The 23,362-nt window shown below is 59.7% G+C and carries 23 protein-coding genes; 13 read left to right on the top strand and 10 right to left on the bottom strand.

Annotated features, from left to right (window positions below; translation table 11 throughout):
* Window positions 1–38 precede the first annotated feature (38 nt).
* Window positions 39–566, top strand: coding sequence for a redoxin domain-containing protein (locus tag ACR0KL_RS18575; RefSeq protein ID WP_480777374.1), 528 nt, complete (start codon window positions 39–41; stop codon window positions 564–566).
* A gap of 3 nt (window positions 567–569) precedes the next feature.
* On the opposite strand, the gene ACR0KL_RS18570 is transcribed toward ACR0KL_RS18575, so the two are convergent.
* From ACR0KL_RS18570 to ACR0KL_RS18545, 6 genes are all read right to left on the bottom strand, one after another.
* Window positions 570–1,598, bottom strand: coding sequence for an endonuclease/exonuclease/phosphatase family protein (locus ACR0KL_RS18570; protein ID WP_170679651.1), 1,029 nt, complete (start codon window positions 1,596–1,598; stop codon window positions 570–572).
* Window positions 1,595–2,425 carry a hypothetical protein gene (locus ACR0KL_RS18565; RefSeq protein ID WP_170555195.1) on the bottom strand — a complete coding sequence of 277 codons (831 nt, stop codon included), beginning with the start codon at window positions 2,423–2,425 and terminating at the stop codon, window positions 1,595–1,597. The genes ACR0KL_RS18570 and ACR0KL_RS18565 overlap by 4 nt, the downstream gene beginning before the upstream one ends.
* 333 nt (window positions 2,426–2,758) lie before the next feature.
* Window positions 2,759–3,364 carry a 3-isopropylmalate dehydratase small subunit gene (leuD, locus tag ACR0KL_RS18560; RefSeq protein ID WP_170472726.1) on the bottom strand — a complete coding sequence of 202 codons (606 nt, stop codon included), beginning with the start codon at window positions 3,362–3,364 and terminating at the stop codon, window positions 2,759–2,761.
* Window positions 3,365–3,406: 42 nt separating this feature from the next.
* Window positions 3,407–3,961, bottom strand: a complete 555-nt coding sequence (locus ACR0KL_RS18555; RefSeq protein ID WP_480566332.1) for an HdeD family acid-resistance protein — start codon at window positions 3,959–3,961, stop codon at window positions 3,407–3,409.
* 37 nt (window positions 3,962–3,998) lie between these two features.
* Window positions 3,999–5,402 carry a 3-isopropylmalate dehydratase large subunit gene (gene leuC, locus ACR0KL_RS18550; RefSeq protein WP_170379774.1) on the bottom strand — a complete coding sequence of 468 codons (1,404 nt, stop codon included), beginning with the start codon at window positions 5,400–5,402 and terminating at the stop codon, window positions 3,999–4,001.
* 43 nt (window positions 5,403–5,445) lie between these two features.
* Complete coding sequence (locus ACR0KL_RS18545) at window positions 5,446–5,553, bottom strand: isopropylmalate isomerase (protein ID WP_152611973.1); 108 nt, start codon at window positions 5,551–5,553, stop codon at window positions 5,446–5,448.
* A 230-nt stretch (window positions 5,554–5,783) separates the two neighbouring features.
* Between ACR0KL_RS18545 and rsfS the strand changes: the two genes are divergently transcribed.
* The 3 genes from rsfS to ACR0KL_RS18530 are packed head-to-tail and all read left to right on the top strand — an operon-like array spanning window position 5,784 to window position 7,156.
* Window positions 5,784–6,143 carry a ribosome silencing factor gene (gene rsfS, locus ACR0KL_RS18540; RefSeq protein WP_170379770.1) on the top strand — a complete coding sequence of 120 codons (360 nt, stop codon included), beginning with the start codon at window positions 5,784–5,786 and terminating at the stop codon, window positions 6,141–6,143.
* 44 nt (window positions 6,144–6,187) lie between these two features.
* Window positions 6,188–6,658, top strand: a complete 471-nt coding sequence (rlmH, locus tag ACR0KL_RS18535) for a 23S rRNA (pseudouridine(1915)-N(3))-methyltransferase RlmH (protein ID WP_480777373.1) — start codon at window positions 6,188–6,190, stop codon at window positions 6,656–6,658.
* A gap of 12 nt (window positions 6,659–6,670) precedes the next feature.
* Window positions 6,671–7,156, top strand: a complete 486-nt coding sequence (locus tag ACR0KL_RS18530; protein ID WP_170679647.1) for an NAD(P)H-dependent oxidoreductase — start codon at window positions 6,671–6,673, stop codon at window positions 7,154–7,156.
* 3 nt (window positions 7,157–7,159) lie between these two features.
* Here the strand turns inward: ACR0KL_RS18530 and ACR0KL_RS18525 are convergent, their stop codons facing one another.
* Both ACR0KL_RS18525 and ACR0KL_RS18520 read right to left on the bottom strand, forming a co-directional pair.
* Entirely contained in the window at window positions 7,160–7,507 is a 348-nt protein-coding gene (locus ACR0KL_RS18525; RefSeq protein ID WP_170679645.1) for a hypothetical protein, read from the bottom strand.
* A 35-nt stretch (window positions 7,508–7,542) separates the two neighbouring features.
* A complete protein-coding gene (locus ACR0KL_RS18520) occupies window positions 7,543–8,253 on the bottom strand; it encodes a DUF599 domain-containing protein (RefSeq protein WP_170644035.1) in 711 nt (236 codons plus the stop codon).
* Between the two features lie 81 nt (window positions 8,254–8,334).
* Here ACR0KL_RS18520 and ACR0KL_RS18515 point away from each other — a divergent pair, with 81 nt between their 5' ends.
* From ACR0KL_RS18515 to ACR0KL_RS18480, 8 genes are all read left to right on the top strand, one after another.
* Window positions 8,335–9,774, top strand: a complete 1,440-nt coding sequence (locus ACR0KL_RS18515) for an FAD-linked oxidase C-terminal domain-containing protein (protein WP_480777372.1) — start codon at window positions 8,335–8,337, stop codon at window positions 9,772–9,774.
* Window positions 9,775–9,823: 49 nt separating this feature from the next.
* Window positions 9,824–10,924, top strand: a complete 1,101-nt coding sequence (locus ACR0KL_RS18510) for an FAD-binding protein (RefSeq protein WP_480777371.1) — start codon at window positions 9,824–9,826, stop codon at window positions 10,922–10,924.
* 4 nt (window positions 10,925–10,928) lie between these two features.
* On the top strand, window positions 10,929–12,248 hold the full coding sequence (gene glcF / locus ACR0KL_RS18505) for a glycolate oxidase subunit GlcF (protein WP_480777370.1): 1,320 nt from the start codon (window positions 10,929–10,931) through the stop codon (window positions 12,246–12,248).
* A 119-nt stretch (window positions 12,249–12,367) separates the two neighbouring features.
* Window positions 12,368–13,159: a trypsin-like serine peptidase gene (locus ACR0KL_RS18500; protein WP_480555079.1), complete on the top strand. Its 792-nt coding sequence runs from the start codon at window positions 12,368–12,370 to the stop codon at window positions 13,157–13,159.
* A complete protein-coding gene (locus tag ACR0KL_RS18495; RefSeq protein WP_480777369.1) occupies window positions 13,156–13,971 on the top strand; it encodes a trypsin-like serine peptidase in 816 nt (271 codons plus the stop codon). The genes ACR0KL_RS18500 and ACR0KL_RS18495 overlap by 4 nt, the downstream gene beginning before the upstream one ends.
* A 126-nt stretch (window positions 13,972–14,097) precedes the next feature.
* The gene (locus ACR0KL_RS18490; protein WP_170679636.1) at window positions 14,098–14,565 is read left to right on the top strand and encodes an Hsp20 family protein; all 468 of its coding nucleotides are present in this window, start codon (window positions 14,098–14,100) and stop codon (window positions 14,563–14,565) included.
* 189 nt (window positions 14,566–14,754) lie between these two features.
* Window positions 14,755–15,795, top strand: coding sequence for a glycosyltransferase family 2 protein (locus ACR0KL_RS18485; RefSeq protein WP_480777368.1), 1,041 nt, complete (start codon window positions 14,755–14,757; stop codon window positions 15,793–15,795).
* Entirely contained in the window at window positions 15,795–18,035 is a 2,241-nt protein-coding gene (locus tag ACR0KL_RS18480) for a glycosyltransferase family 2 protein (RefSeq protein WP_170679633.1), read from the top strand. The genes ACR0KL_RS18485 and ACR0KL_RS18480 overlap by 1 nt, the downstream gene beginning before the upstream one ends.
* Before the next feature lie 3 nt (window positions 18,036–18,038).
* On the opposite strand, the gene ACR0KL_RS18475 is transcribed toward ACR0KL_RS18480, so the two are convergent.
* Window positions 18,039–19,007 carry a glycosyltransferase family 2 protein gene (locus ACR0KL_RS18475; protein ID WP_170679631.1) on the bottom strand — a complete coding sequence of 323 codons (969 nt, stop codon included), beginning with the start codon at window positions 19,005–19,007 and terminating at the stop codon, window positions 18,039–18,041.
* Window positions 19,008–19,200: 193 nt separating this feature from the next.
* On the opposite strand from ACR0KL_RS18475, the gene ACR0KL_RS18470 reads away from it, so the two are divergent.
* Window positions 19,201–21,411, top strand: coding sequence for a glycosyltransferase family 32 protein (locus ACR0KL_RS18470; RefSeq protein WP_480777367.1), 2,211 nt, complete (start codon window positions 19,201–19,203; stop codon window positions 21,409–21,411).
* A gap of 9 nt (window positions 21,412–21,420) precedes the next feature.
* On the opposite strand, the gene dxs is transcribed toward ACR0KL_RS18470, so the two are convergent.
* On the bottom strand, window positions 21,421–23,349 hold the full coding sequence (gene dxs / locus ACR0KL_RS18465) for a 1-deoxy-D-xylulose-5-phosphate synthase (RefSeq protein ID WP_480777366.1): 1,929 nt from the start codon (window positions 23,347–23,349) through the stop codon (window positions 21,421–21,423).
* Between the last annotated feature and the right edge of the window lie 13 nt (window positions 23,350–23,362).

The following is a 23,362-nucleotide window of genomic DNA, read 5'->3' as shown; positions in this document are numbered from 1 at the left end:
GTCAATGAGACGAACCGGATGAATCGCGAGGAAAACACATGTTGATACCGGGAAATCCCGTCCCAGGCCTGAAAATCGAAACTGTCGGGCATGGGGTGTTCGATCTTGAGGCCGACAAAGGCGAAAACGGAACGCTGGTGATCCAGTATCGGGGACTGCATTGTCCGATCTGCATCAAGCAGATGACCGAGGTCGAAGCGGCGCTGGATGATTTTGCCGCGCTGGGCGTCGAGGTCATCATGATAACCACAGATACTGCCGACCGCGCGGCCGAGGCCGCTGAAAAGGCCGGTGTATCGCGCCTGCGTGTCGGTCACAGCCTGCCGCTGGCCGCGGCGCGTGAGGATTGGGGTCTGAAAATCTCAACCGCGCGTGAAGGCAGCGCCGAACCCGCTTTCTTTGCCGAGCCGGGGCATTTCTATATCGCAACCGACCGGACGCTGTACTACGCGTGGCAGCAGACAACGCCATTTGGGCGTCCGGCCATGGCGGATATCGTTGGCGGTCTGAAATTCACCCTCGGCAACAATTATCCTGCGCGTGGCACCTATACAGGCTCGCTCTAGGCCTTATGGCAGCGCGACATCGACCCACACCAGCCGGTGACGGCTGGCGCGCTGGGCAGTCTCGCGCATCGGGTCCTCAGGGTTGGGCCAGAACACGCCCGACTTGATGACCTGCAGGTCGACTGAGGGCAGGACATAATCCACCCTCAGCTCTCCGACGGCTTTCCAGTTTACAGTTGCGGCGTCGCCCTCTGCGGTCTTGGGCTGGGGGTCTTGCAGGCGGGGTTCCGAGAGAAGCGCGGCTATAGTCTCGGTGCGTCCGTCGCTCTTGCCGGGGTCCAGATTGGCGTCGCCTGCGATGACAAAAGGGCCGTCCGGAACGGGGCCAAGCCGCCCGTCCATCAGCAGGGACCAGAACCGGATCTCATCGCGATTGCGCAGGCCGTTGCGGTCCTCTGGCCCGTCGAAGACCGGCGGAGTGGCGTGAAAGGTCATCAGATTCAGATGACCAAAAGGCGTGGTGACGGGAACCACCCAATGCCCAGTGGAGGACAGCCTCTGCGCCGCCTGCGCCTGTGCTGAAGGGTAGGGCGCGCCATTCACGACCGGCAGTTCAGCCCCCGGAAGTTCTGACCATAACAGGGACGCGAAATCCTGTGCCTCGTCCTGTGCGATCTCGTATCGGGACAGAACGGCCAGCCCACCATGACCCGTAAACAAGCCCCAACCCTGCGAGTCGCCCGGTCCTTGGGTACGTCCGTCTCCGTCCAGGTCCAGCCCGCTGTCTATCCCGGTATTGGGCTGCGCTGTAAAACGATGTGGGTAGTCCAGCCCCGCCGCGCGCAGTGCCTCGGCAAAAGCGGTCAACGCCAAACCATCCATGTCCCAGTCGATCCCTTGCAACGCCAGAATGTCTGGCTGGACCCTTACAAGGACATCAACAACGGCCTGAACCTGTTCGTCATCTCGCTGAATATCGCGCAGCAGCAACCCGGGGCCTTTGCGGCTGAGTTCGGTGTTATAGGTGGCAACGCGCACGGTCTCTGCCTGTGCGGCCAGAGGCAGCATCAGCAGGATCAGGGCACGGATCATGCGGTCTGAGTAGACTCGGTTGTGGAATAGGCGCGGCGTTTCTCAACGATAAGCCCGGCAATCCGCAGGGTCGCCATGCCGCGCATGATCATGCTTGCGGGCAGGAAGGCCCAGGCGCACATGGTCCAGATCAGGGTCTGAGGGTTGCTTAGCGAGATCGGGAGCAAGATATTTGTCAGTAGCTTCATCACTGCCGGGATCAGGAAGGGCAACAGAATGCCGATGCAGATGTTCAGGCGCCCGTCGCGTTGCAGGCGAGTAACCACGTCACCGCCTTTGGTCGGGTCGAACAGAGGCAGGTTTGTCCACACATTGAACGCCCCGTTTCCAGTCGGCCAGCCGCGCAGTTTCACAGCATAGGCGAAGCTTGCGATGGTCACCAATGCGGCCATGTAGGCGATGCTGGCAGCGACACGCACAAGCTCAACCAGCGGCTGGGCAGCATCTGCGGGCAGCATCAAAACGATCAACCGAACCGGCGAATAGGGAAAATCGACTACATTCGCGACGGACAAGCCCATCGCGTAGGAAAAGCGGGTCATTTCAGTCGGCGCATAGGCGTTTTTGCAGATCAGCGTCAGGAACGTGACCATCGACATCAGGCCAACGAACCGCAAACGGTTCACCGGCGGCGCATCACGGAATTCAATAAAGCTGGGGAAGGCCGAGTTATATTCGGCAAAGGTCAGGATGAACGCGAGGATCGCGAGGAAGACAATGACCTCGGTCCCGTTCGTCGATGAAACTGGCAGGTACAACGCGGGGGTCAACACCATAACGGCGACCAAAATCCCACGTATCGCCGCCCCTGTCGTGCGTGCAATCACTATCCGAACCCTTTTTCAAACCGGAACCAGCCAATTCTGTGTCGGCTTCATTCCAACTTGTGCCCGTCGCCTGCGTTTTATGACGGATACCTCTTTCGACCAAACATGGACGATAAGCGGTAATTCGCTCAAGCCAGGGTGCAGATAACACGTGATTTCGGGCAAAATGATGGCGCAACTGGTGCGGGATTGCATCAATTTCGACGCAAATCCGACGTGTATCTCAATTTGAGACCTACATGTTGTGTTTCTCGGATTTTCAACCCCAAGAATGCGAACGGAGCCGCCTTGGCGACTCCGTTAGGTTGAGTATCAACAGATTCGTCCCCAGAATCACACCCAGGGGCGGGCCTGACCGGCGTGATCCTCGAACTTGTCGATGTGATGGTCTTTTTCCATCGTCAGGCCGATATCGTCCAGACCGTTCAGCAGGCAGTGCTTGCGGTGCGGGTCAATGTCGAAGGTGATCTCAACACCGTCCGAAGTGGTAATCTTCTGATCTTCCAGATGCACGGTCATGCGGGCGTTTTCACCCTTGTGCGCGTCATCCATCAGAACCGCGTGATGCTCTTCTTCGACCACGATAGGCAGGATGCCGTTCTTGAAGCAGTTGTTGAAGAAGATGTCGGCGAAGCTGGTCGAGATCACGACCTTTATGCCGAAATCCTTGATGGCCCAAGGTGCGTGTTCGCGCGAGGAGCCGCAGCCGAAATTGTCGCCGGCCACCAGAATCTCGGCCTCGCGATAGGCAGGTTTGTTCAGAACGAACTCTTCGTTTTCCTGCCCGTCGTCGTGATAGCGCATCTCGTCAAACAGAACGACGCCAAGGCCGGACCGTTTGATGGTCTTCAGGTGAACTTTGGGGATGATCATATCGGTGTCGATATTGATCAGTGGCATTGGGGCGGCCACCCCGTGGACTTTGTCAAACTTTTCCATGTCTACACTCCTGCGGGGTAGGGCCGCGCCCGTGCCTCGCGTCTAAGCTTCTTTCGCTTCAGTTGTTTCGTCTTTGGGTGCGTTCTTGACGAAGAACGCCATGAAGACCAATCCGAACCCGTTAAACAGCATCTCGATGCCCAGGAAGATCCCCAGAATGCTCAGCAGGGCCTGCGGTTGCTGCCCGACATAGCTCCAGATGATGCCTGCGAGGACGATCGACAAGATGCCTGAGATCATCGTGGGCCAGAAAAACTGCGTTCCCTTCATCTGGAACGACAGAATGATCCGCGCGATGCCGCCTGCCATGAACAGGATCAGCACAACGGTCGCCAGCGTCAGCGTGCCCTGCAGCGGGTGATCCAGAAAAGACCAGCCCAGAAACAGCATGACCGCACCCATGATGAGTGACAGGATCTTGTTGCCGACGCCTTCAACCGTGAAGCCGCCAACAACCTGCAGCACGCCCGAGATCAGTAGCAACACACCGGTTACCACCGTTACGGCGACAGATGCCACGACAGGTGCGCCCAGCACAAAGATACCGAACGCTATGGATAGGAGCCCCAGCAGGAGCCATTTGATCCAGTCACTCATTTGTTCAATCCCTCAAATATCTAGATATGAGGGGACCTTACATCAATTCACGGACGTCTGTCAGCCGTCCTGTGATTGCCGCAGCGGCAGCCATTGCCGGGCTCAGCAGGTGAGTCCGCCCACCACGCCCCTGACGACCTTCGAAATTGCGGTTCGAAGTAGCGGCACAGCGCTCGCCCGGTTGCAGCTGGTCGGGGTTCATCGCCAGACACATCGAGCATCCCGCCAGACGCCATTCGAAACCGGCCTCTTTGAAGATTTCGGCAAGGCCTTCTTCTTCGGCCTGAGCGCGGACAAGACCCGAACCGGGCACGACCATGGCGCGCATGCCGTCCTTGATCTTCTTGCCCTTCAGAATTTCCGCGGCGGCGCGCAGATCTTCGATACGACCGTTAGTGCAGGACCCGATAAAGACGGTGTCGACTTCGACATCGCTCAGCTTCTGACCGGCTTCCAGACCCATATATTCGATCGAACGGCGGGCCGCGTCGACTTTGCCGCCTTCAAAGTCCTCAGGGTGCGGGACGGTTGCTGTGATCGGTAGAACGTCTTCGGGGCTAGTGCCCCATGTGACGACCGGCGCAATATCTTCACCACGTAGCGTGATGACCTTGTCAAAATGCGCGCCTTCGTCGGTGTAGAGCGTTTTCCACCAGTCCAGCGCCGCTTCCCACTGAGCTCCTTTCGGAGCATGCGGGCGACCTTTGACATATTCAAACGTGGTTTCGTCCGGCGCGATCAGACCGGCACGCGCGCCACCTTCGATCGCCATGTTGCAGACGGTCATGCGACCTTCCATAGACAGATCGCGGATTGCTTCACCGCAATATTCGATGACATAGCCGGTGCCGCCAGCAGTGCCGGTCTCACCGATCACGGCCAGAGTGATGTCTTTGGCGGTCACGCCCGGCTGCAATTTGCCGGTGATCTCGACCTTCATGTTCTTGGACTTCTTCTGGATCAGGGTCTGGGTGGCCAGAACGTGCTCGACCTCAGACGTCCCGATGCCGTGAGCCAGAGCACCAAAAGCGCCATGGGTGGCGGTGTGGCTGTCGCCGCAAACGACAGTCATGCCGGGCAGGGTCCAGCCTTGCTCAGGGCCGACGATGTGGACGATACCCTGGCGGACGTCATGCACCGGATAGTAGTGAATGCCGAAATCCTTAGCGTTCTTGTCCAGTGCTTCGACCTGAATGCGCGATTCGGGGTTTTCGATCCCGTTCACACGGTCCGGCGTGGTCGGAACGTTGTGGTCCGGCACGGCGATGGTCTTTTCCGGCGCGCGCACCTTGCGGCCTGCCATGCGCAGGCCTTCGAAGGCCTGTGGGCTGGTTACTTCATGAACCAAGTGGCGGTCGATATAAAGCAGGCAGGTGCCATCATCGGCTTCATGCGCGACATGAGCATCCCAGATCTTGTCATAGAGTGTTTTGGGGGACATCGGTCCTCTCCCGTATGTAATGAGAAATAGCTGGCGAGGTGGCTTAGGCCGCCGATAGGCGGGCCAGAACCGTGCGGGCAGCCCCATAGAACCGTTCGCGCAACCGCGCGCGGTCTTCCAGATTCTGAAGTTGGGCTACATTGAGTCTCATATTTCGGTCAGATATAGACACTGGCCGAGTCTATCAAGGTCTTGTAAGGCCCCCAGATGCCATCAGGGCACATTCATGCGAGGCATCAGGCGTGCTTCATTGAAATGTCATGGGTCGCTTGCTACCTTGAATTTACCCTGCGCCGGGTTTTACGGCGCGCAGCAAAGGAGGACTATGTCCTGTCTCTACATACCCAGGCGGGTTTGCCCGCCGATGACGGGGCCAGTGTAATGGCCCACTCTCAGTCAATCAGCGACAAGCTGCTTGAGCGTATCCTTTCCTCACTTTCCGACGACAAGGCCGAAGACGTCGTGCAGATCAACCTGCAAGGTAAGTCTTCTGTTGCGGATCATATGGTGATTGCCTCGGGTCGGTCGACCCGTCAGGTCGCAGCCATGGCGGAAAAGCTGACGGATCGCATCAAGCAGGAATTCGGTTTCACCTCGAAGGTCGAAGGCAAGGATGCCGGTGACTGGGTGTTGATCGATACGGGCGACGTAATCGTCCATATCTTCCGCCCCGAAGTGCGTGAATTCTACCAGCTGGAAAAGATGTGGCAGCCTGCGGGCGGCAGCGCCTCAGCCAACTGAGGCGCCATCCCGGCCTTTATTGAAGGGCCGGAGGCGAGAGAGATATGCGTATCAGCATAGTTGCGGTCGGGCGATTGCGCGCCGGACCCGAGAAAACCCTGCTTGACGATTACCTGACCCGTTTCGACCGCACTGGCCGTGGCCTGGGCCTTGGTCCTGCGCGGATGATCGAGGTTGAAGACAAGAAAAACGCAGGCATGGGCGCCGAGGCCGGTCTGCTGCGCAAGGCACTGCCCAAAGGCGCTGTGATTTGTACGCTGGATGAGCGCGGACGGCTGATGTCTTCACCGGATTTTGCCCAAAAGCTGGGGTATTGGCGCGACGCCGGGCGGCAGGATCTGGCGCTGATCATCGGTGGAGCAGATGGAATTGACCCTTCACTGCGCGCTGAGGCGGATTTTTCCATCTCATTCGGGTCCATGGTCTGGCCCCATATGCTGGTCCGTGTAATGTTGGCCGAGCAACTCTACCGGGCCGCAACCATCTTGTCGGGCGGCCCCTATCACCGGGTCTGAAACGGGTCTGACATGGCGCAGCTTCTGATTGTCTATCATTCGCGCACCGGCGGTGCTCGGCAAATGGCCGAAGCAGCGGCCGAGGCCGGTAGGGATGAGGCAGATATCGTCCTGAAAACCGCAGATCAGGCCGGGCCCGACGATCTGCTGGCCGCCGACGGCTACATTTTCTGCGCCCCCGAAAACCTCGCCGCGATTTCTGGCCTGATGAAAGAGTTCTTCGATCGCAGCTATTATCCCGTTCTGGGCCGGGTCGAAGGTCGCCCCTACGCTCAGATGGTGTGTGCCGGGTCTGACGGAGAGAACGCCGCCCGTCAAACCGCCCGCATCGCCACCGGCTGGCGGTTGAAAGAAGTGCAGCCGCCTTTGATCATCTGCACTTATGCTCAATCGCCTGAGGCGATACTGGCTGAGAAGACAATCCCCGAAGACCAGCTGGATCAATGCCGCGAGATCGGCGCTGCTATGGCGGCGGGGCTGAGCCTCGGGGTGTTCTGATCCTTAGTTCAGGTCGATGATCGTGGTGTCTTCGCTCCAACCGCCGACATTGTCGCGGGCTTGAATCTGCACCTGCGTGATACCTTCGGGAATCGAAACGCCGCTCAGCGAGCGGGTGAAGGGCTGTTCGTCCACATGCGGGTGATGCAACACGCGCATACCAAGCTCGGCCCCGTCCATGTCCAGCACACGCCAACCATCGGCGTAGTCATCCCATCCGGTATCCGGATGCCGGATCGTCACATCAAAACGCCACGTATCTCCGCTGCGGCTGGCCGAGACGCTCTCGATGGTCGGAGGATCGGCAAGAACGGGTGTGGCAAAGAAAGCAGTCAGAATCAGATAGCGCATGGGCAGATCCTAAGGAATTGGTTGCGAAATAGGGATCACGTCTTGGTGTCAGGGGGCAAGGTCAGAAGCACCGTTCTCGAATGTGATGCGAACTCACGCCGGTAGAGAACACCGAATGTGATCACGGTGCCAATGATCAACGCGATGGGGCCTAGAAACCACGCAAGCGAGGCAAGCGCGAAGTAGGTGGCCCTGAGCGCGCGGTTGAAACTGCGGGCGGCGGTCACACAGATCTCGGCGGCTTGCCTAGCGCGCGGGTAGGCTTCCGGGTCATCGGGTTCATTCGGCACGGCCGCCATCAGAACGGCGCAGTAGCCGAACAAGCGGTGCGCCCAGACGTATTTTAGAAACGCGTTTGCCAGAAACAGGATTACGACGAGGATCTTAATCTCCCACACCAATGCAGGGGCGCTGCCGATGGCCAGATCGCTGGCAACGCCTGCCAGTTGCTCGGTATTACCCAACAAGGCCAGCCCACCGCCAATTGCGATCATCGTGGTTGAGGCGAAAAAGGTGCTGCCCTGCCGCATGGCTGCAACAACCTGTGCGTCGAACATGCGGGGCTGGCGGGTGACCATCTCGTGCATCCAGCCGCGGCGGAAATCGTCCATCATCATCGCAACAGACAGTTTGCCCGGCGAAGGGTGTTCGATCTTCCAGCCGATCCCTTGCCAGGCCACCAGCAAAAGCAAAACGGCCGCATAGTCCAGCGTCGAAAACATAAGCGCGCGATCAATCCAGGTCATGGCGCGACAGTAGGGTCAGATCATAAAACTTGCCAGACGGAGAAATTGGTAATATTATTTTACCAAATTGGAGGATCAGCCATGGAAATGCCCCAGCCAAATCCTGATGTGCTTGCCCGAAAGCAGGCCGTTCTGGCGCGATTGCTGCAGGTTTTGCCTGAGGACGCAGTGATTCACGACCCGTCGGAAACGCGGGCCTATGAGTGTGACGCGCTGACCGCGTATCGTTGCCCACCCATGCTGGCGGTGCTGCCTTCGACCACGCAGGAGGTCTCGGACGTGCTGCGCATTTGCCATGACGAAGGCGTGCCGGTGGTCCCGCGCGGTTCGGGGACTTCGTTGGCCGGCGGGGCGCTGCCAACGGCGGATTGTGTGATCCTTGGCGTCGCGCGCATGAATGACGTGCTGGAGACGGACTATGACAACCGTTTCATCCGCGTTCAGACCGGCCGCACCAATCTCAGCGTGACTGGCGCGGTTGAAGAGGAGGATTTCTTCTACGCCCCCGATCCATCATCCCAGCTGGCCTGTGCGATTGCGGGGAACATCGCGATGAATTCGGGCGGAGCGCATTGCCTGAAATACGGCGTGACCACCAACAACCTGTTGGGCGTGACCATGGTGATGATGGATGGCAGCGTGGTCGAGATCGGCGGCGCGCATCTGGATTCCGGCGGGCTGGACCTGTTGGGCGTGATCTGCGGCTCGGAAGGTCAGCTTGGCGTCGTGACCGAGGCGACGCTGCGCATCCTGCGCAAACCCGAAGGCGCGCGGCCTGTTTTGATGGGGTTCGATGACAATGAGGTCGCTGGTCAGTGCGTATCGGACATCATCAAGTCGGGTATCTTGCCAGTTGCGATCGAGTTCATGGATACGCTCTGCATCAAGGCGTGCGAGAACTTCGCCCATGCTGGGTACCCAGATTGCCACGCGCTGCTGATTGTCGAGGTCGAAGGCTCGGATGCCGAGATCGACTATCAGCTGTCGAAAATCATTGAGATCGCGAAACGCCACAACCCGGTGGAACTGCGCGAAAGCCAGTCGGCGGAAGAAAGCGCTAAGATTTGGCTGGGTCGGAAATCGGCCTTTGGCGCGATGGGGCAGATGAACGATTACATGTGCTTGGACGGCACGATCCCGGTCTCGGCGCTGCCACAGGTTCTGCGCCGCATCGGTGAGTTGAGCGAGGACTACGGCCTGCCCGTCGGCAATGTTTTCCACGCAGGCGACGGCAATATGCACCCGCTGATCCTGTTCGATGCCAACAAGCCCGGTGATCTGGAGAAATGCGAGGCGTTTGGTGCCGATATCCTGAAGCTTTGCGTAGATGTGGGCGGCTGCCTGACCGGAGAGCACGGGGTGGGCATCGAGAAACGGGATCTGATGTCGCATCAATATAGCGCGGCCGATCTTGAGGCACAGATGGCGGTGAAGGATGTGTTCGACCCGCAGTGGTTGCTGAACCCAGCCAAGGTGTTTCCGTTGGACGTGTCACAGGCGCGCCGGATGGCTGCGGAATAGGGGGCTCTGCCCCCATCCCCCCGAGGTATTTTAGAACAGAAGAAGTGTCATGAGACCAGAGACAGAAACGGAACTGGCCGAGATCGTGGCCGGGTTGCAGGGGCCGGTGCGTATTGCAGGCGGCGGGACGCGCGGGGTGGATGGCCCGGGGGCGGTTTTGAGTGTGGATGGGTTGCGTGGGATATCGCTCTATGAACCCGGCGCGCTGACTTTGGTTGCGCAGGCGGGAACCCCGGTGGCTGAGATTGACGCCGCGCTGGAGGCCGAAGGTCAGCAACTGGCGTTCGAGCCTGCGGATTACCGTGCGCTTCTGGACACCTCGGGTGAGCCGACAATAGGCGGGGTTGTTGCCGCCAATATCTCAGGGCCACGGCGGGTGCAGGCCGGGGCGTGTCGGGATTTTCTGCTAGGCGTGCGCTATGTCGATGGGCAAGCGCAGGTCGTGAAGAATGGCGGGCGGGTGATGAAGAATGTCACCGGCTATGATCTGGTCAAGTTGATGGCAGGCTCCTGGGGGACGCTGGGGGTGATGACCGAAGTTTCGTTGAAAGTGTTGCCTAAACCCGAAGCGGTCGTAAGCCTGGGCGTGCCGGTTGCCCATGCCTCGGGCGCGGTTGAGGTTCTGTCTGCCGCATTGCGGTCGCCTTATGAAGTGAGCGGGGCTGCCTTTGCCCCCGAAACAGGTCAGGCATTGCTGCGGGTTGAGGGGTTTGCGGACTCGGTTGCGTATCGTGTCGGACGATTGCAGGACGTGCTGTCGGGGTTCGGCGAGGTCGCCGTTGTTGAGGATTCGGATGCCACATGGCGCGCGATCCGTGACGTGACCCCGTTCGCGGGCAAAGAGGGCGATGTCTGGCGTATCTCGGTCAAGCCCAGCGATGCGCCGGAAATCACTGCGCGGCTTGAGGCGAATAAACTCCTGCTCGATTGGGGCGGCGGTTTGATCTGGGCGTTAGTGGATGAGGGCACCGATGTCCGCGCGCGTCTTGGCGGTTTTCAGGGCCACGCCTCTATTGTGCGGGCGAAACCCGAGACCGTTGAGGCGCTGGGCCGGTTCCAACCGGAGCCCGCACCGGTTGCAGCCCTGAGCCAAGGTTTGCGGCAGCGGTTCGACCCAAAAGCCCTGTTTAATCCGGGATTGATGGGGTAGGCCGATGCAGACGACTTTCACCGAAGAACAGCTGCAAGACCCGGCGATCCAGCGCTCGAACGAGATCTTGCGCAGCTGTGTTCATTGCGGGTTTTGCACCGCCACGTGCCCCACCTATCAGGTGCTGGGCGATGAGCTGGACAGCCCACGCGGCCGTATCTACCTGATCAAGGATATGCTTGAGAATGAGCGTGTACCGGACGAGAAGACGGTCAAACATATCGACCGGTGCCTGTCCTGTCTGGCCTGCATGACAACCTGCCCGTCAGGCGTGCACTACATGCATCTGGTCGATCACGCGCGCGAGTATATTGAGAACAATTACAAGCGCCCATTGTCGGATCGTGTGCTGCGCTGGGTTCTGGCGCAGATCTTGCCCTATCCGATGCGGTTTCGCTGGGCCCTGATCGGGGCCAAGCTGGGGCGTCCGTTCCGGTTTCTGATGCCGGATGCTCGGCTGCGGGCGATGCTGGATATGGCGCCGAAACATATCCCTCCGGTCAGTCGCAATGACGACCCGCAGAGCTTTGCGCCCAAAACACCGCGCAAAAAGCGAGTGGCCTTGATGACGGGCTGTGCGCAAAAGGCGCTGAACACCGATATCAACGACGCAACGATCCGTCTTCTGACCAGATTGGGATGCGAGGTGGTTGTCGCCGAAGGGGCCGGATGTTGTGGTGCGCTGACCCACCACATGGGCAAAAGCAAGCAGAGCCACGCGGCGGCTGCAAGCAATATCCGTGCTTGGGTGCGTGAAATGGATGGGGATGGGCTGGACGCCATTGTCATTAACACCTCGGGCTGTGGGACGACGGTCAAGGACTATGGGCACATGTTCCGAAATGACCCTCTGGCACAGGACGCGGCACGGGTGTCGGCCCTTGCGATGGATGTCAGTGAGGTCTTGATGCAATTGGATCTGCCCGAGCAGTCGGATCAAGGGCTGACCGTGGCCTATCACGCGGCGTGTTCGCTGCAACACGGGCAGCAGATCAAGACCTACCCGAAGGACCTGCTGAAACGCGCTGGCTTCAAGGTTGTTGAACCCGCTGACAGCCATCTGTGTTGTGGCAGTGCAGGAACTTATAACCTGATGCAGCCCGAGATCTCGGGCCAGCTGAAGCAGCGCAAGGTGCGAACGCTTGAGGCGAAAAAACCAGACCTGATTGCGGCGGGGAATATCGGCTGCATGATGCAGATCGGATCGGGGACCGAGCTGCCGATCGTTCATACGGTCGAGCTGCTGGATTGGGCCACCGGAGGCCCGAAACCTCGTGGTTTGCAGACGGGCAGGGCGACCTCAGAGGTGCCTATTTTGCGCTAGGCAGCGATGATGCGCCTTGGCATCAGTTGAACAGGAAATTTCCGCCAAGCCGACCTGCCCTATTTTCGCCCCACGCGACCCGTAGAACAGTTGACCGGAACGGATAGCCGGAGAACCGCGTGCGCAACTGGATCAAGGCCATCGCGCTGAGTGTGCTGCCAATGGCCGCCTCGGCGCAGGATACCGGGCTGAAAAGCCTCGAGACGTCGGATTCCGGGCGGCAATGGATGGCCGTGGGGCGGCTGGATATTGACGGCACCGGGTTTTGTACCGGCGCGTTGATCTCACCCACTCTGGTGCTGACCGCCGCGCATTGCCTGTTCGAAAAACATACCAAGAAGCGAATCGACCCGTCGCGGATCGAGTTTCTGGCGGGTTGGCGACGTGGGAGCGCTTCGGCCTATCGTCCGGCGCGTCAGGCCGTGATTCATCCGAAATATGTATACAATGGCAGGGCCACCAGCGACCGTGTCCGCTATGATCTGGCGTTGATTGAGCTCTGGCAGCCGGTTCGAAACACCACCGTTATTCCTTTTGAGACCGGTGCACGCCCCGACCAAGGCGAGCAGGTGGGTGTCGTGTCTTACGCGCATGACCGGGCCGAAGCCCCGTCGCTGCAGCAGGTTTGCTCGGTCATGGCTGGGCACCGTGGTGTTTTGGTAATGTCCTGCGACGTTGATTTCGGGGCCTCTGGCGCGCCGATTTTCTCTCTGAGTGGTGAGCGTCCGCGAATCGTATCTGTGGTGTCGGCCAAAGCCGAGCTTAACGGGGAAAACGTATCATTGGGCACCGCGCTGGATGGATCGCTGCAGCTGTTGCAGGCGGAACTGTCCAATGGCAATGGGTTTGGCCTGTCTTCGGGCAGCACCGGGTCTGGCAAGAATGTCGGGGCAAGGTTTATCCGGCCATGAGGAATGCCTTTGCCCTTTTCGTCCTGTGCGCCTCTTTGGTGGCCACGGCGGCGCAGGCCCAAAGCAACAAACGCACACTGACGGATCGCGATGACCTCTACGGGTGGGAGGCGATCGGCCGGCTTGATGTGGGCAAACGGTCCTTCTGTACGGGGACGCTGATAGCGCAGGACATGGTGCTGACAGCCGCCCATTGTGCCTTGGACAAACGCACCGGACAGGCCTATGAGCCGGGCGAGGTGACGTTCCGCGCTGGGCTGAGCAATGGCGTCGCCCTGGCCGAGCGCAAGGTGGTTCAGATTGCCACGCTTCCAAGCTATGGGACCAATGACCCTCTGTCGAACCAAGGTGTGCGCGAAGACGTGGCGCTGATGCGGCTGGAGGAACCGATCCCCTATTCGATTGCCGATCCGTTTGTCCTGTATAAGGGGCCCGTCATCGGCTCGGAACTCAGTATCGCCTCTTACGGTCGAGGACGGTCCGAGGCCATAACACGCGAAAAATCCTGTCGAATCCTGGATCGGCGAGACGGGCTGATCACCTTTGATTGCGATGTCACCTTTGGCTCATCGGGGTCGGCTGTTCTGACCAAAAACGGGTCGCGCTGGCAGATTTTGTCGGTTGTCTCCGCTATTGGCGAGAGCGGGGGGCGCAAGATCGGCTTCGGGATGGAACTGTCTCCGGTCGTCTCCGAACTCAAGGCGATCATGCGGCGGGATGTACCCCAACCCAAAGCCAATATCCGCAGATTGCAGGTGGGTTCGGGCAAGTCCGGATCGGGCGCGAAATTCATCAGCTCGGGCGGGGGTTGAACTTACCCAAATCGTTACCCATTTGATTTGTATCGGATCGCCACAACGGGGTCCGGTATAACCCAAGGCCCGTCCAGATCGGAGGGCTGAACATCGTAAATCGCTCTAGGATGAGGATAACGACACATGCGTACATTTGATTTTGCACCGCTGCACCGCGCCACCATTGGTTTTGACCAGATCGCCGACATGATGGACCGCGTTCTGACCAACGACGTGGCACAGCCCAGCTATCCCCCATATAACATCGAAAAAACCGACGCCGACACCTATCGGATTTCCGTCGCTGTCGCCGGTTTTTCCGAAGAAGACCTGTCCGTCGAAGTGAAGGAAAACGCACTGATCGTGGCTGGCAAGAAAGCCGCCGAGGACAAGGACCGCAGCTATCTGCACCGCGGTATCGCCAACCGTGCGTTTGAGCGCCGCTTTGCTCTGGCCGACCATGTCCGCGTGACAGGTGCCAGCCATGAAAACGGCATGCTGAACATTGACCTGAAGCGCGAAGTGCCCGAAGCGCTGAAACCGCGCCGGATTCAGATTTCCTCGGGCAAGGCCATCGAAAAAGATGTGGTTGATGCCAAGGCCGTGAACTAACACGCCTTAAGTACCTGCGGCGGTCTCCTCCTCCCTGACCGCCGCAACACCCGCCCCGCGTTCCTCCAGACGCGGGGCGTTGTTTTTTGGCGCTACCCAAGCGCTCCCTTCCCTGATCAACCGCGTGGCTTTCCTGTTCCGATCTGCCTATAAGTGAATGAAAAGACCAAGAGCAGTCAGAGGTCATGCATGACCCTATTGGGCATCACATGTCAGAAGGATGACGGGCCGTTTCTGGTAGAATGGCTGGCCCATCACCTTGCGGCAGGCGTCGACCGGTTTCTGGTTCTAAGCCACGATTGCTCGGATGGGTCCGATGCGTTGCTGAGTGCGCTGGCGCAAAACGCGCGGATCGAACATCTGCCCTTTAGCCCCAAGGGCAACAAGGCGGTGCAATGGCAGGCGTTGAAACACGCTTCGGATCACCCGGCCTACGCCTCGGCCGACTGGGCGCTGTTTTTTGACTGTGATGAATTCTTGTGTCTGCAAGATGCTTCTCTGCCCGATCTCCTGACTCGGTTCGAGGCAGCATCAGGGCTCTTCGATGCCCTTGCCCTGCCGTGGCGGTTCTTTGGCGCAGGCGGCCAAGTGAAGCGTGGCGGCGGTTTGACGCCCGAGAGGTTTACGCAAGCCGCACCCGCGGATCTGCATTTTCCCCTCGGCCACCTGTTCAAGACGCTCCACCGTCCGGCGGCGTTTCAGAAGCTGGGGGTGCATCGGCCCCGCAGCAAACCGTCAAAACCTGCGCGTTGGATCGGACCGGATGGGGCGGACTTGCCTGCGGGCTTTGCGGGGAATGACGGCGCGATTTCGCTCTATGGTCTGCCAATGGGCGCGCGTCAGGTCTGGCTGAACCACTATGCCCTGCGCTCGCGTGAAGAGTTCATGGTCAAACGCGTGCGCGGTTTGCCGAACCACATGGATCGCGAGATTGGGATGACCTATTGGGCCGAGCGCAACTGGAACACGGTCGAAGAGACAAGCATTTCCGCAATGATGAACGTGACCCGTGCTGTTTACGCCGACCTGATGGACCTGCCCGGCGTAGCTGCCGCGCATGAGGCCTGCCTGAACTGGCACCGCGCCGCCTATGCGGCCTTGCAGCAAGATATCGAGGCCGTACGGCTGGAGTTCCGCCTAGGGCTGGTCAACAGCATCCCGCCCTCGGCGCAAGAGGGGGCCGCGTTTGTTGCCCGACAGGTCTCGCTTTTGTCAAAGGCGGCTGAGTGATGGGGCTAATCGAACGGCAGCTTGCAGGTCAGGATTTGGGTGTCGCGATCCTGCTCGATGCGGTTGTGCATCAGGATGGCGGCGCGCAGGTCGTCACGTTGTTCTTTGACCGTTTGATCGAGCCTGAGGATGTCATCCCCTCTGATGGCAGTAAGCTTGAGGAGATGGGCGCTGTGGGCGACGCGCGCATCCTGCGATATCGCTTGCCGCAACACGCTTTGCCTCGGTTCACGATCTGCGGTGTTCCGTTTGAGGCCAGTGCGCCCTCGGAATGCGCGCTGTTTGAGGGACAGAATGCGTTTATCGCTCAACGCAACGGCGAAAGCGTTGAGATCGTGTTGCAGTGGCTGACCTATCACATCGAAACGCAGGGTCTTGAGGCCGCAGTGATCCTGGATCGCGCCCCTCCGGGTGCCGAGGATGGGTTTGTCGCCGCGCTTCGCGAGGGTTTGGAAGCTCACGCTCTAACCTGTCAGGTGGTTCTGGTTCAAAGCCGGGTGCCGCTGGGCAAGCCCGACCTGCCACCCGAGGCGCACCCCTATTGCGTTAGCGAGTCGCCGGGCAAGGACCGGATGAAGGTCCCGCCCCCCAGCCCATGGGACAGCCCGCTTGGAGCGTTTTCGGTCTATGAAATCATGCGCACACGGTTTCTGGCGCAGGCGCGCGCCGTGGCAAATATCGACGTGCATGACCTTATGGTCGAAACAGATACATCCGTCTTCGACGCAGCCGTTGCATCCGAGGGCGGGCTGATCGCGCTGTTCGGACGGCATTGCTATCCGTGGCGCGTGCGTGTGGGCCAAAAGGCGCATTTCGGCGATCATATCTGTGTGCAGTTTGATGCGACGGGCGGTCGGCAGCGCTGGTGCATCGCGCCGGCCAAATCCGCCCCAGATGCGGTCTGGCGGCTGGTCCGGGTCGGAAATGCGCGCCCGGATTCGACCCGAACTATGGGGTTCTACCGTCACATGTTGTTGCGGCACCCGACACGTTCGATCTCGAAAATCGTGCCCAAGACCTCTCTGATCGAGCATGAGCCGCTGTTGCAATTGTCCGCCACGACCTGGGGGCACAAGCCAGTGCGGATGCCCGAGTTGGAGGTCACTTCACAGCAAACAGGGCGCGGGCGGTGTGCCATCGTGACCACGATGAAGAACGAAGGCCCATTCATTCTGGAATGGCTCGCCTATCATCGGGCCATCGGGTTCGATGACTTCCTGATCTACACCAATGACTGCACCGACGGCACCGATACGATGCTGGAGATGCTGCAAAGCAAAGGCCTGGTTCAACACCGAGACAACCCGTTCCGTCAGATGGACATGCGCCCGCAGCACGCGGCCCTGCATTCCGCGGATGATGAGCAGATCGTCAAAGACGCGACGTGGGTCGCCTGCATTGATGTGGACGAATACGTGAACATCAAATGCGGCGACGGCACTCTGGACGCGCTGTTTGCCGCTGTGCCTGACGCCAACATGATCGCGATGACTTGGCGGCTGTTCGGCAATGGCGATCTGCATGGGTTCGAGGACCGGCCCATCATCGAACAGTTCCAGCGCTGCGCCCCTGAATATGCCCGCAAACCGCATCAGGCCTGGGGGTTCAAGACGCTGTTCCGCAATATCGGCCTGTTCCGAAAGCTGGGGGTGCATCGCCCCAAGGGCCTCAATCCGCAATTGTGGGAGGAGATCAACTGGGTCAACGGGTCCGGCGCGCCGATGCCACGTTCGATGTTTCGCAATGGCTGGCGGTCCACGATCAACACCTATGGCTATGATCTGGTGCAGTTGAACCACTACGCCGTCCGCTCTGCCGAGAGCTTTTTGGTCAAGCGCGACCGGGGCCGGGTGAACCATGTTGAGCGGGATCAGGGCCTCGCCTACTGGTTCCGCATGAACAACAACTACGCCGAGGATCATTCCATAGCGCGCATGGTGCCAGCGATGCGGGCCGAGTTGGACCGCCTGCTCAGCGATCCCGAGATCGCCGCCGCACATGCCCATTCGGTAGATCGCCACCGCGCCAAGATCGCGGAGCTGAAGGCCACGCCGAACTACGCCGCGTTCTACGCCGAACTGACCGGCGCGCGCCTTGAAAAGCTTGCGCGTCTGCACCGGCATTTCGGGGCGAATGTGTTCCTCAAAGGTCCTTCATCCATTCCGGATGACGTGCTGGAACGTGACCCCGACAAGGATTGGTTCTTTACCGTCGATCATGACGGGGAAACCCAGCATTAGAGCCTAAAGCGCGGCTTTAAGTCCGTTGACCAGCTCATCCATTTCCGGATCCAGCTTCATTGAGGCTGCCTTGCGCCGGTGCCATTCCACCGCCCTCGCATGCAGATCGCCCAAAACCGGGTCCGATTTCAGTTCCTCCGCCAGCTTGTTGCTTTGGGGGGCGTAGCGCTCGATCGAGGTGTCTTTTTCGTCGTTGAGGTTGAACCTGTCCCAGTATTCCATACCCAGCACGTGGTGGCTGTGGTTCGCCCGCCCGCGCGCGCGTTTGATCAGAAAACTCTCCATCGAACGCAACGCGTAGTGGTTGACCTGTGCGTGGGTAAACAAAGGCGGGTTCTCGGTGCGGGCGCCATCAACGACGTAGTCCGCGCCGCCTGGCAGAACACGCTTCGTGTCCGAGATATGCTCATCCAGCGACACCGGAGCATGCAGGCCCATCCGCTTGAATTTATGCTGGTTGGTGTAAATGGATTTGACGAATTTGCCGGTATTGGGCCGCTCCTTCGCGTCCCATTCAAACTCACCCATGGTGAATTGCTGGGTAACGGGCGCATCGTCGAACCGTTCGATGTGGTCTGGGCCGAAGACCCGCCAAGGCACAGAGATCACATCCGCATCCGCACCGGATCCTTCGACCAGCGCACGGGCCGAGCCATCGCCCATATGGATATTCAGGTACTCATCTACATCGCAGACAAAGACCCATTTGGCGTCCATCACGATGTCGTAGCGGCGCGAGGCCTGCCGCAGGGCCGAACGGTGAATCCCGCCGCCGCGAATGATTGTGTTGTGCTGTGTGACCAGCCCCATCTCTTGCAGGCGCAGAAGGATTTCGACGGTGGGATCAGTGCAGTCATTTGTGCAGACCAGAATATGGTCAAAGCCCAGCGTTTTGTAATGCGCCACCCAATCAATGATGTAGGGGCCTTCGTTTTTCATCGTGGAGACGACTGTATAAGTCTCGTTGCTCATGACTGTCTGCTCGCTTGCCTGCCGTGGCGCCTGGGTCTTGTCTATGCGGCGCGAAGCGGGGTGCAGCAAGGTCACGCCTGGCCAACTATTCGCGCCTGCTGCGTAATCTGGCGGTACCCAAGCGCGGCGCAAGACCTTAGGATCAAGAAAACGACGCGTGTGCCAAAATACACGCAGGCACAAGGATACGCGGATGGCACGCACGCGCGAGGTTGGCACGTTATGGATCGGTGGCCCGCTCAGTTGGCTTGAACAGCTGTGCCTGAAATCCTTTGTGGACAAGGGGCAGAAGATCACCCTGTTTTCCTACGAGGATATCCCCAACGTCCCTGATGGTGTGATCCGCCGCGACGGGCGCGAGATCATAGATACCGACGATTTCATCAAATACGAACAGAAGAACTCATTCGCGCTGTTCGCCGATTGGTTCCGGCTGCACATGATCCAGAAATGCCCCGGCATGATCTGGATCGACACGGATGTCTTTTGCCACCGCCCCATGACCTATGACTGCGACTATGTCTTTGGGTATGAGCTGCCGGACTCGCCTCGGATCAACAACGCGGTGCTGGGGATGCCTTCGGACAGTGAGCTGCTGCGCCAGATGCTGGACTTCACCGAGGATCGCTATTCAATCGCGCCGTTCCTGCCGAAGGCGAAACAGCGCGCCATGCAGCAGGCGGCGGAAAGCGGCAACCCGGTTCACATTTCGCAACAGCCATGGGGTGTCTGGGGGCCGATGATGGTAACCCATTTTGTTCACGCGTTGGGTTTGGAGCACCACGCCCTGCCGGTCAGCGCCTTCTACCCGGTCACCTTCCCCGAGCGCTACAAGTTCATGCGTCGTGTGGCGTTGGCCAAGCAGCTGATTACCGAAGACACCACGGCACTTCATCTGTGGGCTTCGAACAAGCGCCAGTTGGGCAATCATCACAACGGCCTGCCGCCTAAGGGCACCTACCTCGCCAAACTTGTGGCCGAGACGGGCATCAACCCCGTCCTCTCGCCGATCAAAGGGCGAGGGCATACGGTGTTTGACGGCGCGCTGATTGATGAGGTCGACCTGACCGAGGTCCGCTCGGTCGCGGATCTGACCGGCAAGGCGCGCAGCTTTGTTCTGGCGCTGCATCACAAGTTCGATTGCGACGTCAAGCTGGTCGACGTCAACCGTCGCGGCAAGTTCAAATCCGAAGAGGAGCCGTGGATCGCCGACTATGTCGCCTTTCTGACCGATCATGAGGTTGACCGGGACCGGATCGAAATCATCACCTCCCAGGACCGGCTCAAACCGGTGGATGTGCTGTGCAATCTCCAAGGGTTCGGCGATCACTATAGGGTGCCGTTCCTTGAGAAATTCCTGACCCGGATGCTGCATTCCGACACGCGGCTGTTCATGGATATCCGCAAAGGTTCGGGCGCGTTTCCCTTCCTCAAGGCCTTCGGGACCAATGAAAAGATCGCCACGCATGAGGTTGATGGACACGAGGTCACCCGCGTGAAGGTTCTGCCAAAACCGCCAGAACCCACCGATGCGGAAAGCAGCTGGGCGCGGATCGCTACGGATCTTGCAGGCAAGGACGGCTGGTATCGACCCGGTGAGAGCGGACACTCGCTGCTTTATTTGCCACGGTCCAAGGACACTCTGGTCGTGACCTTCGACAATCTGGACGTGGCGATGAACAACCGTAAGGACCGTCGCCCTTGGGGATACTCCTTCATCAAAGAGCAGAACTGGTCGATGCTGTCGGCCATCGCGGGCGGCTGGACTTGGTATCGCGAACCGTGGGTCTATGACCAATTCGATAACCTGAAGCAAAGCGGTTTCTTCCAGCAGTTTCAGCGTGTTGTCTTTTATGGGGCCTCGATGGGTGGCTATGCGGCCTGTGCCTTTTCCCCTGCAGCACCGGGCTGCGACGTGGTTGCGATCTCACCGCAAAGCACGGTCGACAAGTCCGTTGTCCCGTGGGAGACGCGCTATAAAACCGTGTGGGATCGGGACTTTACCGGCCCCTATGGCGATGCCGCGCAGGTCAGTCAGGCGGCGCGGCGGGTGTCGATCCTTTATGACCCCTATGAGCCGCTGGATGCCGGTCACGCGGCGCGGTTCACGAACACCAACGTTTCTCATCTGCGCGCGCCGCTACTGGGGCATCGGTTGGGGTCCTCTCTGCTGCAGATGGGTATCCTGCACCCGATCATTCTGGGGGCGTTGAACGGAACCCTGACCGAGGCTGAGTTCTACACCCTTCTGCGCGCCCGAAGACAATTCCCGCGCTACCAGCGAGAGCTGTTCAATCGCGCTGTCAAGAAAGGGCACAAGGACCTCGCCCGCCGCCTTGGGGTGCATATCCTGAAACAAAACCCCAACCGGGCCGTGCGGCTGGGGTTGAAAGAACTGGGTTAAACGCGGCGATCAGGCGCGTTTTTCGCCGATGGTCGCAATGCCAAGAATATCCAGAACCTTGGCTTCGATCTGTTCGGCGTTCATGCCCGCCACCGCATACATGTCCGCCGGGTTGGCCTGATCAATGAAGATGTCGGGCAAGACCATCGAGCGGTATTTGAACCCGCGATCAAACACGCCTTCGTCGGCCAAGAGCTGCGCGACGTGACTGCCGAACCCGCCCACTGCGCCTTCTTCGATGGTGATCATCGCCTCGTGGTTTTCGATCAGATCGAGGATCAGATCACGGTCCAGCGGCTTGGCAAAGCGCGCGTCCGCTATTGTCGGGGTGATGCCGCGTGCCGACAAGGCCTCAGCTGCTTTCTGTACCTCGGCCAGACGGGTGCCGAAGGACAACAAAGCCACGCGCGCGCCTTTCTGAATCAACCGGCCTTTGCCGATTTCAAGAACCTCGCCCCGTTCGGGCAGGTCAACGCCAACGCCTTCGCCCCGGGGATAGCGGAACGCAATCGGGCCGTCATCATGGGCTGCGGCGGTGGCCACCATATGCATCAGCTCGGCCTCATCTGCGGCGGCCATGACGACCATGCCGGGCAGATTGGCCAAATAGGCAATGTCGAACGACCCGGCATGGGTGGCCCCATCCGCGCCAACAAGGCCGGCACGGTCGATGGCAAAGCGCACCGGCAGGCGCTGGATCGCCACGTCATGCACAACCTGATCATAGCCGCGCTGCAAAAAGGTCGAATACATCGCGCAGAAGGGCTTCATCCCCCCTGCCGCCAGCGCCGCCGAGAAGGTCACACCATGCTGCTCCGCAATCGCCACGTCAAAACAGCGCGAGGGGTAGCGTTCTGCAAACAGGTTCAGCCCGGTGCCATCGGGCATGGCGGCAGTGACGGCGACAATCTTGTCATCCCGCGCGGCTTCTTCCACCAGCGTTTTGCCAAAGACCGACGTATATGACGGCGCGTTTGAGGGCGCTTTCTTCTGCTCACCCGTGACCACATCGAACTTGGCGGTCGCGTGGCCCTTGTCGCGGGCCTGCTCAGCCGGGGCGTAGCCTTTGCCTTTTTTGGTCAGCACATGAATCAGGATCGGCCCCGTCGCCCGTGCCTTGACGGTGCGCAGAACCGGCAGCAACTGGTCCATGTCATGACCGTCAATCGGGCCGAGGTAAGAGAACCCGAGCTCTTCGAACAAGGTCCCGCCAACAGCCATCCCTTTGAGCATCTCTTTCGCGCGTTTGGCTCCTTCGCGGAAGGGCTCGGGCAGCAGAGAGACCGCGCCTTTGGCGGCGGCTTTCAGCTCGTGAAACGGTTCCTCGGCGTAGATGCGCGACAGGTAGGTCGACAGAGCGCCCACAGGTGGCGCGATGCTCATCTCATTGTCGTTCAGGATCACGATCAGGCGCTTTCGCAGGTGTCCTGCGTTGTTCATCGCCTCAAACGCCATGCCAGCGGACATCGAGCCATCGCCGATCACCGCAATCGCATCGCCCAGCCCTTCGGGGGTTACTCCGCCCAGATCGCGTGCGACGGCAAAGCCCAACGCGGCACTGATCGAGGTGCTGGAATGCGCCGCACCAAACGGGTCATAGGGGCTTTCGCTGCGTTTGGTGAAGCCGCTGAGGCCATCCTTCATGCGCAAGGTGCGGATACGGTCGCGGCGTTCGGTCAGGATCTTGTGGGGATAGCACTGATGCCCCACATCCCAGATGATCTTGTCTCGCGGTGTGTCGAAGACCGCATGCAGCGCCGTGGTCAGCTCAACCACACCAAGGCCTGCACCCAGATGCCCGCCGGTGACCGACACGGCCGAGATCGTCTCGGCCCGCAATTCCTGCGCCACCTGATGCAATTGCGCGTCCGAGAACTGCTTCAGATCCGCAGGGCGGTTCACAAGGTCCAGCAGTGGCGTATTCGGACGGTCAGACATTTGGCGCGTTCCT

This window comes from Ruegeria sp. C8 (assembly GCF_056537565.1).
This window is presented reverse-complemented; position numbering and strand designations above follow the sequence as displayed.